Source organism: Collinsella sp. AM41-2BH, assembly GCF_003468085.1.
Taxonomy (GTDB): Bacteria; Actinomycetota; Coriobacteriia; order Coriobacteriales; family Coriobacteriaceae; genus Collinsella.
The window spans coordinates 97,279-110,535 of the sequence record NZ_QSGH01000004.1 but is presented as its reverse complement, the minus strand read 5'-3'; the positions used below and the strand labels follow the sequence as shown (position 1 = coordinate 110,535).

Here is a 13,257-nt window from a genome sequence, read left to right as displayed (position 1 = left end):
CCGATTGCACCCCCGCACTTGCGGTGAAATACGGACTGCTTACGTCGTCAAAGCCGCAAAACAGTCCCTATTTCACCGCAACTAATGTAGGGAACGAGTTAGATGGCCGAGTCTTTGGACAGCTCGAAATAGTCGGGATGCAAGGCGATAACCGGGCCCTGCTCCTCGGGCATCAGATGCAGGTGCGTCTCTGCCAGGTAGCTCGCCGTGTCGGTATCGCCCTTTTTAATGGCCTCGAGAATCCGGCGATGCTGCCGACGAATCGGCTCCCAATCCAGATCCTGCGACACCATACGCAACCAGTTGTATCGCTCAAAATGCGTGTTGACGCTCTTCATCCAATCCCACAGCATGTGGCGGCCGGCGATCTCAAAACACGTCTCGTGAAACAGGTTGTCCAGATCGAAAAAGCGACGCGTCTCGCGATGGTCGAGCGACTCGGACTCGGCCAGAATCTGCTCGAGCCGATGCTTTTGCTCGGGTGTGGCGGCCGAACAGCATTTAATGAGCACGCTTCTCTCGAGCTTTTCGCGCAAGAAACAGGCGTTCTCGGCGCGCTCCATGCTGATCTTTGAGACATAGGTGCCGCTTTTGGGGCGCGTTTCCACCAGCTCCTGCTCGCGCAGGCGCACGAACGACTCGCGAATGGGCGTGCGCCCGATTCCCGTCTCCTTTTCCAGACCGATCGCCGATAAGCGCGTGCCGGGCTTGAGCTCGGCATAGATGATCTTGGAGCGCAATGCGTTGTATGCCTGATCTTGCAGGCTCTGATGATACTGGTGCTGTTCCATAAAGCCCTCGAATGAAGCCCACGGTTTGTCGAATATCTCCACGTAATACTATCGCATCCCCCATCCCACGGCGATGTTTGAGGGGTAGGGCCGGGATTCGGCTTTTGACCGATAAGTTGTTGCAATTAGGTGAACGTTCACCTAATTTCTTCTATTTCGCTTTGCAAATGGATTCCCATACGTATACTAAATCTCAACGAAACCGATTTCGTCAAGCCTGGGCAATAGGATGCTAAGACGCACCCTACCATCTTGGCATCCTATTGCCCAGGCCATGTCTTTTGCTTTCCTCCCGTCTTGTTGAGCCCTTCAGTCCCATTCCGGCACAACGAGACATTCCTAGACGACTGACCATGGGGCCGGCTTTTCTGCCGTTAAGGCAGTGCCTCCGATAACCCTCTTTTTGCCGGCCCAGGTCAGACATTTCTTTTCAAATATCATTCAATCGAAAGGATGCAGCAGCATGCGACCGCTCATCATCATGCATGGCGAGAAGATCGACTGGCGTCATACCGTCATAAGAATGCTGATGTATCTGGCGGGCGTTGCCGTGCTGGCACTCGGTATGAGCCTCCAGACGGCATCTGGCCTGGGCGTCGCCGCGCTCACGTGCTTTGCCACGACCCTATCCATGCTCACGGGCAAGACGCTCGGCTTTTGGATTACAACTACCTATGTCGCTTACATCGCGGCGCAGCTCGCCATCTTGCGACGCGAATTTCAACCGCGCATTTTGCTCGAGCTTTGCTTTTCAACGCTAATGGGCGGCTTCACCGATCTGTTCATGGCGTTCAACCCGCTGCATCCCACGGCGCTCCCCGCGCAGGTTGCGACCATGCTGCTCTCCCTCGCTATCACCGCATTTGGCGTCAGTCTCGTCGTCAACATGGGCGTTGTCCCCAACGCACCCGACGGCTTGGTGCAGGTCATTGCGGAAAAGCTCAAGCGCCGTTTTGGAGACGTAAAGATCGTGTTCGATTGCTCGCATGTCGCCGCCTCGCTCACGCTGTCGCTGGTATGCATGCACAACTTAGGCGGCTTTGGCGTAACCACCGCCATCTCGGCACTGTTCTTGGGCCACATCATCAACTTCGCCAACAAGCTGTTTGCCCAGCGATTCGTCCGTATGGCGTTTGGCGCCAAATAGCGAACAGCCGCTGAGCAAACGAGGCTCGAGTGCCCGGCATGTCTATGTCGCAAATAACGACGCACGCGCTATACGGACGATGAGGAATAGCCCGTCGCAAACCCCGCAAGCGGAGCTATATGTTGCTATAACTTGACATAAATTGGCCCATTGCCAGCCGGCATGCAAAAGGCCCCAAGCCATTCGCGGCTTGGGGCCTGCCTGGTAACACAGGTCTTTCGGACTACGCTCGCTCGTATTTCGTGGCGCGGCCTGTCCCCTGTTTCATGATTGCGTTTCGGCTGAGCAGAGATTCGAGCGCGGACAGTGTTCGCGCACGGCTCAGTCCTGTCTGTTTCTCGATCTCACTTCGTGATCTAAATAAGACGAAAACCGTTTGCGTACGGCTTAGAACCAGACGCAAACGGTTTTCGTCTTATTTGCGTACGGAAATTAGATACAAATTTCACGCTCATACGACTCTTTACCAAACGCAAAGTGTTTTCATCCGGCAATGCGTCCGTAATCCAAACAAAAGGGCCCCGAGCTCGTGTGAACTCGGGGCCCTTTTGTGCCGCGCATTTATGAGAGGAGAAATGAAAAGCTGATTGAGGGGGCCATCCGCACGCAACCCCACCGCAGCGCACGATGCGATGTATTTGCACCTGGTCTACAACCGCAACATGATCGCGGAGGGCGCGCAGGCGAAGAGCAAATAGCAGACATCACGGCAATCGCTTCCAACCGTTCACCTTTTAAAAGTGAACGTTCACCTGTTTCTAGGGAAACCTGAATGCAAATTCCTCCGCTTCTCCTATACTGAGCTTGTATTAAAAGTAAGACTTATATAGATGAACGTTTCTTTTGGAAGGATCGCTATGTCTAACCTTATGGACAGCTTCCGCCTGGACGGCAAGGTCGCGCTCGTGACCGGCGCCACCTATGGCATCGGCATGGCCATGGCCGAGGCACTCGGCGAAGCCGGCGCCAGGGTCGCCTTTAACGCCCGTCACGCCGACAAGGTCGCCGAGGCCGAGAAGCACTACCGCGAGCTGGGCTTTGATGCTCACGGCTATGTTGCCGACGTCACCGACGAGGCCGTCGTCGCCGAGCTCATCGCCAAGATCGAGGCCGATTTTGGCACCACGCCCGACATTCTGGTCAACAACGCCGGCGTCATCCAGCGCACCCCGATGCTCGACATGAGCGCCGAGGACTTCCGTCGCGTCGTCGACATCGACCTCAATGCCCCGTTTATCGTGTCCAAGGCCTGCCTGCCGGGCATGATCGCCAAGGGTCACGGCAAGATCATCAATATCTGCTCCATGATGAGCGAGCTGGGCCGCGAAACCATCGCTGGCTACGCCGCCGCCAAGGGCGGACTCAAGATGCTCACCAAGAACATCTGCTCCGAGTTTGGCGAGGCCAATATCCAGTGCAACGGCATTGGGCCGGGCTACATTGCCACGCCGCAGACCGCGCCGCTGCGCGAGACGCAGCCCGATGGCAGCCGTCACCCGTTCGACCAGTTCATCATTGCCAAGACGCCGGCAGCCCGTTGGGGCACGCCCGAGGACCTGAAGGGTCCCGCCGTGTTCCTGGCTTCCGATGCTTCGAACTTCGTCAACGGGCACATTCTGTACGTGGACGGCGGCATACTCGCCTACATCGGCAAACAGCCGCAGTAAGGAAACTGGGCGAGGCGGCGGGCGATAAAGTCTGCTGCTCGGGCAGTCCTGCTCGCACGGAAAGCACATTAAGTGCTTTCCGGCTCGTGCGGAACTCGCGACAGACTTTATCGCCCGCCGCCCGCACAGCTCATCCTGGGCTGGATTAGCCGCCGCCCGCATACAGAAACAAAAAGAAAAAACGCTTGGTAGAAAGGTTAACTCCTATGAAGATCGCTCTGATCAACGAGAATTCTCAGAACTCCAAGAACCCCATGATTGAGGCTGCGCTTAAGAAGGTTGTCGAGCCCATGGGCCACACCGTCTTTAACTATGGCATGTATGCCGATGCCGATTCCAAGCCTCTCACCTACGTGCAGAACGGCATCCTTGCCGCTGTGCTGCTCAACTCCGGCGCTGCCGACTACGTCGTGACCGGCTGCGGCACCGGCGAGGGCGCCATGCTCGCCTGCAACTCCTTCCCCGGCGTGCTGTGCGGCCACGTTGCCGACCCGCTCGACGCCTACACCTTTGCTCAGGTCAACGATGGCAACGCCGTCGCCATGCCCTTCGCCCTCAAGAACGGCTGGGGCCAGGAGCTCAACCTCGAGTACACCTTCGAGAAGCTCTTTGGCTTTGGTTCGGGTAACGGCTATCCCGCCGAGCGTGTTGAGCCCGAGCAGCGCAACAAGAAGATCCTCGACGGCGTCCGCGCTGTAACCATGCGTCCGCTCGTCGACGTCTTGGGCGAAATCGACCAGGACCTGGTGAAGGGCGCCCTGGCTGGTGAGCACTTCCAGGAGTACTTCTTCGCCAACGCCACCGACGAGGCCATCATCGCCAAGGTCAAGGAGCTCTTGGGTCTCTAATCGCACGACTCATTACAGCCAACGCAAACGGCGGCCGTCCCGAAACTCGGGGCGGCCGCCGTTTTTTGCTATCGAGTGGTGCAAAGGGGGTCAGGTTCAGATGCACCAAGTTGGTGCAAAGTAACCCGTCCCCCATGCACCAAGGGGTTAACTAGAGCTCGCAGGCAACCTTGTATCCGTCGCCGATGGCATCACGAATGTTGCCGCACTTCTGGGCATCGCCCAGCACGTGGGTGGAGACACCGGCAGCGGCAAGGTCGTCGGCAAGCTTGGTATTGGGACGATAGCCCATGGCAAGCACCAGCGTATCGGCATCGGCGATGGTGTGGATCTGGCCATCCTTTTCGTACGAGATGGTGTCCTCGGTGATCTCGGTCACCTTGGCCTCGGTCAGCACGTGAACGCCCTTGGAGAGCATGCGCGTGATGAGCACCGCGCGACCGGCGCCGCCCTCGTTAGCGGCAAGCGTCTTGGTCATCTCGATGACGGTGACATCGCGATTGGCCGGCGACAGGTCGTTGACCAACGGGGCCAGGTAATCGGCCGTCTCGCAGCCGACGGTGCCGCCGCCCACGATGACAATCTTCTTGCCCGGGAAAGCCTTGCCGCCCAGCAGGTCGTCGGCCGTCATAACTTGCTTAAAGCCCTGCATAAAGGCCGGAGCGATGGGTTCTGCGCCATAAGCCAGGACAACCTCGTAGCCCGCGTAGTCGCGCTGAATGTCCTCGGCCGAAAGCTCGGTGCCAAAGACGCATGTGACACCGGCCTCGGCCAGACGACGGTACTGATACTTGATCACGCGGGTGAGCTCCTGCTTTGCCGGCGGCACGGCCGCGATGCGCATCTCGCCACCCGGTTCGTCCTGTTTATCCACGAGCACCACGTTATGACCGCGCTTGGCGGCAATGTAGGCCGCCTCCATGCCCGCGGGACCGGCACCCACGACGAGCACGTTCTTGGCCTCGGCGGCAGGCTCGTAGCCGGCTTCGTCGCGCTCCACGTCCGGGTTGACGGTGCAGGAGATACGCTTGCCAAACATAATGCCGTTCAGGCAGCGCAGGCAACCGATGCAGGGGCGGATCTCGTCGGCATTGCCGGCAGCCGCCTTGTTGCAGAACTCGGCATCGCACAGATTGGCGCGGCCCATCATACAGATGTCGGCAGCGCCGTCCTCGATCAGCTCCTCGGCAATCCATGCCTCGTTGATGCGGCCGACCGTGGCAACGGGAATGTTCACATGCTTTTTGATCTCGCGCGAGCAGGCGGCGTGCGAGGCCTGCTGCGTGCCGGCGGCGGGAATCGCAGAGCCGCGCTTGATGGTGGTGCCGCCCGACACGTGGATCATGTCGACGCCAGCCTTCTCCAGGCGACGCGAGACATAGATCATGTCGTTGAGGGTCAGGCCGCCATCGGTGTACTCGTCGCCCGAGATACGGACGTCGATGATGAAGTCCTTGCCGCAGCGTTCGCGAATCTCGGCGATAACCTCGAGCAAGAAGCGCATGCGGGCGTCGAGCGAGCCACCGTACTCGTCGGTACGCTTGTTATAGAGCGGCGACAGGAAGCCGCCGAGCATGCCATGGGCGTGCGCCGCATGGACCTCGACGCCATCGACGCCGGCCTTCTGCATACGCACGGCGGCATCGCCGAACTGATGCGTGAGCTCGTGGATCTCATCAACCGTGATGGGGCGCGGTGCCTCACGAGCATAGGACGGGCCCACAAAGGACGGGGCGATGAGGCGCGGCGTGCCCGGAATGTTAAAGGCCATGTAGGCGGGGTGGAAGAGCTGCGGCATGATCTTGCAGCCGTACTCGTGGACGGCCGCGGCGAGCTTTTCCCAGCCGGGGATAAACGTGTCGTCGTAGCAGCACATATCACCCGGCAGATAGGTATAGGTGGGCTCGACCGTCACGACCTCGGTGATGATCAGGCCCACGCCGCCCTTGGCACGGGCGCGGTAATGGTCGACCAAATCGTCGGTCACATAGCCGTGATCGGCCAGGTTGGTAGATACCGGCGGCATAAAGACGCGGTTCTTGACCTCGGTCGTTCCGACCTTGATCGGGCTAAAGAGCATCGGGTAGGAGGAGGACTCCATGCAGGCTTCCTTTCGTTTGAGCCGCTCGGCGGCAGTTGCTGACCTACCTATCGTAGCAGTAACCGCGCAATGCCCGACCGTGAGCGCTCCCCCGGCTTTTACTCGACCCACAAAAAAGTTGCGGTGGAATACGGAGTAGATGAGGCTTCTGACAGCCAAAACAGTCCGTATTTCACCGCAACTGATGGATGGGATGAGTTAGAGGCCCAGGTAGCTGATCATGCCTTCGACGGCGAGCTTGGCGCCGGCTACAGCATGGACCACAGTGAGCGGGCCGTTGACCACGTCGCCGGCGGCAAAGACGCCCGGCACCGTCGTCATACCATGCTCATCGACCGAAAGAAGGCCGCGATGGTCGGTCTCCAGACCGCCCGTCGTAAGCACCAGTTTGTCCTTGGGCACCTGCGAGGCCGCAATCACAACCGTGTCGGCGGGCACATGGTCAAGTTCTTCCTCGTAGCCCACCACGTTGTCGTCCTCGTCAAAGATAGCCGTCTCGAACACCGGACCGTTATCGTCGATGGCGCAAATCGCCTTGCCGCGCACGATCTCGGCACCGTCAAGCTCGGTCAGCTCCACCTCGTCATCGATGGCCGAGATATGGCGCGATCGGGCATACACGGTAACCTTGCGAGCGCCCGAGCGCAGAGCCGTACGGGCGACATCCATGGCCACGTTGCCGGCGCCGATAACCGCCACGTTCTGACCGATCGCCACACTCGTGGGATCGACCAGGTAATCGATACCAAATAGTACGCTGCCACGCGACTCGCCGGGAATACCCAGCTTGCGGGCGCGCCAGGTACCGGTACCGACAAAGACCGCATCGTAGCCGTCGCGCAGCAGGTCGTCGATATGCAGCGCACCACCGATGGTGGTCGAGGGACGGACGCGCACGCCAAGCGAGCACATCACGTGACGGTACTTTTGCACGAGAGCACGGGGCAGGCGAAACTCGGGGATGCCGTACTCCAGCACACCGCCGATCTCGGGGCGCTGCTCAAACACCGTAACGGCACAGCCCAGCTGGGCCATCTTAATGGCTACGGTAATGCCGGCAGGACCGGAGCCGACCACGGCAGTCTGCTTGCCGCACGACGGCGCGGGCTTCCACTCCTTGCGGTCCAAATACGCGGTCGAGATATAGTTCTCGATGCTCGAGAAATGCACCGGCGTGCCCTTGCGGCCCTGGATGCACGAGCCCTCGCACTGGCCCGAATGGTTGCAGACCATGGAGCAGACCGCGCTCATGGGATTGTTCTGGAACAGCAGCTCGCCCGCCTCTTCCAGACGACGCTGCTTAAACAGGTCGATAACCTGCGGAATAGGCGTCTGAACCGGGCAGCCTTTAATCTGGCAGAACGCCCTTTTGCAACCTAGGCAACGATTTGCCTCTTCGACAATGTGGATAGCCACGCAACTCCCCTTTTTGATGTAATCCGATAGGGCGACGATAAAGACCCTTCATCGTCGCCCCCAGTCAGGCAAACTCAATTGGCCGCCATGGCAAAAGCCAATGCTATATCTCGCGATGTGAAGCCCCGCAACAAGCAGACATGCGCTCGAGTGTCGTCAGGCAGCCGGCCGCTGTCGCCGGCACGCTGTTCTCGACCACGCAGGGAATCCCCGGGCAAGCGGCAGCGGCCCAGGCCACCACGGGCTCAAAGTCATATCGTCCCGTCTCGCCCACACCGCGACACACCAGGCGCGAACCCGTACCGTCGCACCAACCGGCCTCGTCCTCGTTGTCAACGACCTCAAAATCCTTGGCGTGCAGCACGCGGATCTTGCTGCCGCATAAGTAGAGCATACGCGCTGTGATTTCGGACGCCTCGCCAACAACATTGGGGTGCAGCAACGACACCGGGTCGTAGATTACACCGAGCGCCGGGCTCGAGACGCGCTCCAGCACCTCACGGCAGCGATCCGGCGTGTTGACCGTCTCGTTCCAGCCGGGCTCAATCAGAATTTGCCCACCCACGGCCTCGGCACGCTCACAGACGTGCGCGAGTCCGTCCATGAAAGCATCGAGTGCCTCGTCGGTCATGCGATCGTCTGCGACGCGGTTCTGCGCGTTGGGACGGCCGGTCTCGGTGCCAACAGGGCATCCGCCGAGCATCTGGGCAAAGTTCAGGCACGCCTCGTACTCGGCAAAGTTATCCATGAGCTGTTGGCGGTCGGGCGTCGCCAGGTTCTTGTAGCAGCCAAGCACCGCCACCGTAATGCCCGCTTCGTCGAGCACCGCACGCAAATGCTCGGCGAGCTCGTGGGTCAGACCGCATCGATCGATTCCCATTGATGCGTAGAGCACCTTGTTCGGCAGCTGAATGCACGAAAAGCCCAGCTCTCCTGCCATGCGAATGCGCTCCTCGACGGTTCCCTGCGGAAGGTCGTGCAAACGTACGCCCGGAGTAATGGCCCCCACGCTATTCACATCCCTTACGAGCATTGATGCCCGGGGTGTATCCGCCAAACGGGTCCTCGATGGAGCACACGCCCGAGGGGGCGAGCGGGTCGCGCTTGCCGGCCAGCTTGTCGTGGTGCATGGTCTCGATATAGGCGAGCACCAGCGGGGCCACGCCCTTCGCGTCGTTTTTGACGACGGGCTCACTCATGTAGTAGCCAAACGTGCCCTCGCGGTGCGCGGTGTTGCCAAGGCCCGCCACCAGACAGATATTGTCAAGCGCCAACTGCCCGTCGCGCTCGGACAGGCACGTATCGCAGATGCCATCAAACGCACGGCGACCGTACTGGTAGTAGCGCTCGCCCAGCACGCCCAGGCGCACGCCCTTCATGATGGCGTTGGCAAAGATGGCGCTGCCCGACTCCTCCAGATAGTTGGGGGCGATGTTGGGCAGGTTGATGACCTGGTGCCACATGCCGGTCTTCTCGTCCTGATACGGCAGCATGGCGTCGATCAGGTCGTGGAACATCTTACGGATCTCGTCCTTCTCGGCCGACATCGAAGGCGGCATGAGCTCCCAGGTATCGATGAGCGCCATGGCAAACCAGCCCTCGGCGCGCAACCAGAAGTTGGCCGAAAGGCCGGTGACGGGATCGCACCAGAACTGCTTGCGGCTCGCGTCGTAGGCGTGATAGTACAGGCCGTTGAGGGGGTTGCGCATCAAATCGTGCACCACTTGGAACATATGGAAGCTATCCGAGCAGGCACGGCGGTTGTGGAAGCTCAGCTCGTACTGCATGTAGAACGGCTGCGCCATGTACATGCCGTCGAGCCAGATCTGGTTGGGGTAGACGGCCTTGTGCCAAAACACACCCTCTTTGGTACGCGGCTGGGTTTCGAGCTGACGATAGATGGTATCCATGGCGGCACGGTACTTGGGCTTGCCTACCAGGTCATAGAGTTTGTAGAGGGTCTTACCCGCATTGACGTTATCGAGGTTGTACTCCTGCGGGTCGTAATGCTTGATGGTGCCGTCTTCCTGGACAAAGAAGTCGATGTAGTCGTCGGCAAAGGTCAGGTAGCGCTGCTCACCGGTGATCTCGTACAGCTCGATGAGCGCCTTGATCATGCAGCCGTCGATATAGTTCCAGGTGTTCTCCTTGCCGGCGCGAAGCTTTTCGATGTTCCAGGCCGGCGCCTGCGGCGTGGAGGTCTCGACCAACTGCTTGATATAACGGTCCAGGATTTGATTGCAACCCATTGCTGTCCCCTCTGACGTTATTGATGGGTGAACGTTAACCCTAGTGTAACGCGAACGGGAATTAAAGGGTGAACGTTAACCCTATAATCCCCGTAAACGGCAGACTTTTAGCGGCAAACGGCGGTAAGGCCCGCGGCGATGCGATGCGCCAGGCGCTCATAGCCGGCGGGGCTGTAATGCAGACCGTCCGGCATGTAGAGCTCGCGGTGCTCTGGCAAAAACGGGCTGATGCCGCTTTGCGCATACAGGTCGATCACCGGCACCGAGTAGCGATCGCAGACCTCCAGCATCGCGCGCACATAGGCGTCTTGCGTCAGGCCCAGATGGTTGGCCTCGTTGCTTGCCGGAATATCCTTCTCGTGTTTGCCGCTCGTCTTGCACGGCGTCATAAACACCAGCTTTGCCTGAGGCGAGCGCGCCGTGATGGTGCAGATCAGGTAGTCGAGCGCACCGTAGAACTCGTGCACGTCCGTGCTGCCCAGCTCTCCCAGCGGCACGTTACGGCTAAAGTCGTTAACGCCGCCAAAAACGATGCAGATATCTGCCGCGTGATTGATGCCGTCCAAGCGCTCGACAAACGAATCGCTACGGTCGGCCTTGACGGCAATACGCGAACCCTTGATGCCGTAATTCTCGACCGTAGCGCCGCCCAGCAGCGCACCCAGGTGCGAGGTCCAGGAGATGTCATTACCTCCCCCGCCGCATCCGTTATCGCCCCAGGTGGTCGAGTCGCCAAAAGCGCAGATGGTGGATTCGTTCAGACGCTTGATGCCCATGTTGTTCTCCTTCGATGCTGCCACGGCAGCGTTGTTGTCGATCGGCCGTCTATGCACAGGCCCCGTCTTGTGCGTTCGCGTCAACGAGCGCGTGCGCATCGAGCCACGCAATGTCATCTGCAAGGTGCGTGACGCCCAAATGGTGTCCGCCCGGGCAAACCTCGTGCGAGAGGTTGTCGGCCTTGCCCAGCAGCGCGTAGGCGTCGCGAACGATATCGAGCTGCTCGTCTACGTTCGCCAGTCCGCGGGCGCCGTTGAGATGGTCTTTCTCGCAGCTTTGAACCAAAAGCGGGCGCGGCGCGATCAGCGAGGCGATGTCTCCCATATCGAGCAGGCGCCAAAGCCCCGGCACATAATTGCAACTGCAGTTTCCGTTGAGATGCAGTAGCGAGTCATCGACGCCATACAGATAGCCCGAGACAAACGCCTTGCGCACACGCGGGTCGAGCGCAGCCAGATAGAGCGTCATGTACCCGCCGCCCGAGAAGCCAAAGCAGCCCAGGTCGTCCATGGCAATGTCACCGCGTGTCTCCAAGTAATCAATCAAGCGCATGTTGTCCCAGGCGTTGAGGCCCGCGACCGTAAGACCCAGCGGCTCGGCCATACGTGCTTGATTCAGACACGTACCGCGCAGGTAGCTGTTCTCGTCGTCGCCCTGACCCTTCCAGTCACGACGGTATCCCCAACCACGCGCATCGGGGCAGACGGTCACGTAACCCATGCGCGCCAAACGCAGACCGTAGTCGTAATTGAACTTACGCACGGCATCGTCGACCGCCGGCACGCCCGCAACGCCGGCTATGCTTGCAGCACCCGCCCCCTGGTGACCATGCGGGCAGATATAGCAGCGCTTGAGTCCCCGCTCGTCAAGCTTGGGGCGGGACGGCTCCAACAGGTAAAACGGCATCCACACATCGTGCTCAACCTGCAACACCGCATGAGTACGCACGATGCTGCCGGCAACCCGCACGCGATTGAGCTCACGAATCTCAATCGGGGCGCGGTCCATAAGCGAAAGACCCAAAATATCGTACAGACGAGTCCTGGTCGCAGCCTTCCATGCCTCAAAGTCTGTGGGAGTCTTGCCCGTAAATGCGGCCGAGCGCCCCTCGCGCTTCAGTCGGGCGCGCAGCGCAGGTTCGTCCTCGTAGTACGTCTCGATGTGCACGGTGCGGCCATTGGCAGATAGCCCGGCCGTCTCTACCGCATCACCGTCGCCGCCCTCGGGATCCCAACCATCCGTGCCGGCAAGCATTCGGTCACGCGCATAGCGTTCGGAATCCTGACCGGTCAGGCAATGCGCCCACGGCACCCAAGCGGCAGTATCACCCGCCGGGCCAAACAGGGCACCGCCGGCATACAGGGTGCCGTCATGTGCCGCTGGCTTATTCCAATCCCACCAACCCTCGAGTGAAATATGGGGGCCCAGCCAGCATTCGAGCAAAACGGTCTGGGCCCACTCGCGCCATGGACGACCCAGATAGACCGATCCGGGGGCAATGCCCTCATCGGCTGTAAACGAACAGCCATGAAACACAAATCCGTACGGCTCGCCCTGAGGCGTGGAGGCTGCCGTTACATACCCGTTGACATCCATATCGCGGTTGAGCGAGCGAATCTCACACCCCTCAAAGTAGGCACGCGCGCCGCCAAAGATAAAGTCGACATCGCCCTCGATCCGGCAACGTCGAAAATACTGCCGCCCCACGCGGCGCGGGGCGAACTGCTTGGGGCCTATAAAGCCGCCCGGCTTGGCCTCGCGCGGCGGCAGCGGCCCCAAAAAGAGCGTGTCCTGGTGTCCCTTAATGCAGCAGGCATCGACAACCAGGCGGTCACCATCGGCATACAGGGCAATCGCCTGGCCGACCTCGCGCCCATCACCAGCGTTGTTTTCGATTGTTAGACCCGCAAGCGTCACGTCGTCGGCATCGACCAGCACCGTGTACGTACGGAAGGTGCCGAGTCTTTCATCCTGGCCGCTACCATCTTCCGAAGGCATCTTGGCACCCAGGCCTCCCACGATACGCACGCTGTCGGCCGTCTCGCCCTCGAGCGTCACATGCGGACGACGAATTTCGACCCGTTCGCGGTACTCACCCGGCGCCACCAGCACGCGCACCGGCACGGTCGCATCGGGCACACACCGCTCCGCCGCCTCGAGCGCCGCCGAAATGCTGCGATACGCGCCTTCGCGTTCGAGCGATACCTCAAAGAGCTGTTCTTTACCACTCATCTGTCATTACGCTTTCTGTCACAGAACAC

General features: G+C 60.0%; 10 protein-coding genes. 3 read left to right on the top strand and 7 right to left on the bottom strand.

Annotation, left to right across the window (positions count from 1 at the left end; all coding sequences use genetic code 11):
• Nucleotides 1–98: 98 nt before the first annotated feature.
• Nucleotides 99–791: a GntR family transcriptional regulator gene (locus DW899_RS03410; protein ID WP_147349719.1), complete on the bottom strand. Its 693-nt coding sequence runs from the start codon at nucleotides 789–791 to the stop codon at nucleotides 99–101.
• A 463-nt stretch (nucleotides 792–1,254) separates the two neighbouring features.
• Between DW899_RS03410 and DW899_RS03405 the strand changes: the two genes are divergently transcribed.
• The 3 genes from DW899_RS03405 to DW899_RS03390 all read left to right on the top strand — a co-directional run bounded on the left by DW899_RS03405 (nucleotide 1,255) and on the right by DW899_RS03390 (nucleotide 4,453).
• A complete protein-coding gene (locus DW899_RS03405) occupies nucleotides 1,255–1,938 on the top strand; it encodes a YitT family protein (RefSeq protein WP_117800009.1) in 684 nt (227 codons plus the stop codon).
• A gap of 857 nt (nucleotides 1,939–2,795) precedes the next feature.
• Complete coding sequence (locus DW899_RS03395) at nucleotides 2,796–3,605, top strand: gluconate 5-dehydrogenase (RefSeq protein WP_117800008.1); 810 nt, start codon at nucleotides 2,796–2,798, stop codon at nucleotides 3,603–3,605.
• Between the two features lie 206 nt (nucleotides 3,606–3,811).
• Nucleotides 3,812–4,453: an RpiB/LacA/LacB family sugar-phosphate isomerase gene (locus DW899_RS03390; protein WP_117563655.1), complete on the top strand. Its 642-nt coding sequence runs from the start codon at nucleotides 3,812–3,814 to the stop codon at nucleotides 4,451–4,453.
• A gap of 151 nt (nucleotides 4,454–4,604) precedes the next feature.
• Here DW899_RS03390 and DW899_RS03385 read toward each other — a convergent pair whose 3' ends face one another.
• From DW899_RS03385 to DW899_RS03360, 6 genes are all read right to left on the bottom strand, one after another.
• The gene (locus DW899_RS03385; RefSeq protein ID WP_117800007.1) at nucleotides 4,605–6,554 is read right to left on the bottom strand and encodes an NAD(P)/FAD-dependent oxidoreductase; all 1,950 of its coding nucleotides are present in this window, start codon (nucleotides 6,552–6,554) and stop codon (nucleotides 4,605–4,607) included.
• 198 nt (nucleotides 6,555–6,752) lie between these two features.
• The gene (locus DW899_RS03380) at nucleotides 6,753–7,970 is read right to left on the bottom strand and encodes an FAD-dependent oxidoreductase (protein WP_117800006.1); all 1,218 of its coding nucleotides are present in this window, start codon (nucleotides 7,968–7,970) and stop codon (nucleotides 6,753–6,755) included.
• Nucleotides 7,971–8,073: 103 nt separating this feature from the next.
• Entirely contained in the window at nucleotides 8,074–8,979 is a 906-nt protein-coding gene (locus tag DW899_RS03375; RefSeq protein WP_158566557.1) for a sugar phosphate isomerase/epimerase, read from the bottom strand.
• Between the two features lies 1 nt (nucleotide 8,980).
• Nucleotides 8,981–10,219, bottom strand: coding sequence for a glycoside hydrolase family 105 protein (locus DW899_RS03370; RefSeq protein ID WP_117800004.1), 1,239 nt, complete (start codon nucleotides 10,217–10,219; stop codon nucleotides 8,981–8,983).
• A 107-nt stretch (nucleotides 10,220–10,326) separates the two neighbouring features.
• A complete protein-coding gene (locus tag DW899_RS03365; protein WP_233539886.1) occupies nucleotides 10,327–11,052 on the bottom strand; it encodes an SGNH/GDSL hydrolase family protein in 726 nt (241 codons plus the stop codon).
• On the bottom strand, nucleotides 11,045–13,228 hold the full coding sequence (locus tag DW899_RS03360) for a pectinesterase family protein (RefSeq protein ID WP_117800002.1): 2,184 nt from the start codon (nucleotides 13,226–13,228) through the stop codon (nucleotides 11,045–11,047). The genes DW899_RS03365 and DW899_RS03360 overlap by 8 nt, the downstream gene beginning before the upstream one ends.
• Nucleotides 13,229–13,257 lie beyond the last annotated feature (29 nt).

Bases quoted from the DNA above. Each gene is read 5' to 3' on its own strand.
- DW899_RS03390 (WP_117563655.1), top strand. From the start codon at position 3,812: ATGAAGATCGCTCTGATCAACGAGAATTCTCAGAACTCCAAGAACCCC.
- DW899_RS03385 (WP_117800007.1), bottom strand. From the start codon at position 6,554: ATGGAGTCCTCCTCCTACCCGATGCTCTTTAGCCCGATCAAGGTCGGA.
- DW899_RS03395 (WP_117800008.1), top strand. From the start codon at position 2,796: ATGTCTAACCTTATGGACAGCTTCCGCCTGGACGGCAAGGTCGCGCTC.
- DW899_RS03370 (WP_117800004.1), bottom strand. From the start codon at position 10,219: ATGGGTTGCAATCAAATCCTGGACCGTTATATCAAGCAGTTGGTCGAG.
- DW899_RS03405 (WP_117800009.1), top strand. From the start codon at position 1,255: ATGCGACCGCTCATCATCATGCATGGCGAGAAGATCGACTGGCGTCAT.
- DW899_RS03360 (WP_117800002.1), bottom strand. From the start codon at position 13,228: ATGAGTGGTAAAGAACAGCTCTTTGAGGTATCGCTCGAACGCGAAGGC.
- DW899_RS03410 (WP_147349719.1), bottom strand. From the start codon at position 791: ATGGAACAGCACCAGTATCATCAGAGCCTGCAAGATCAGGCATACAAC.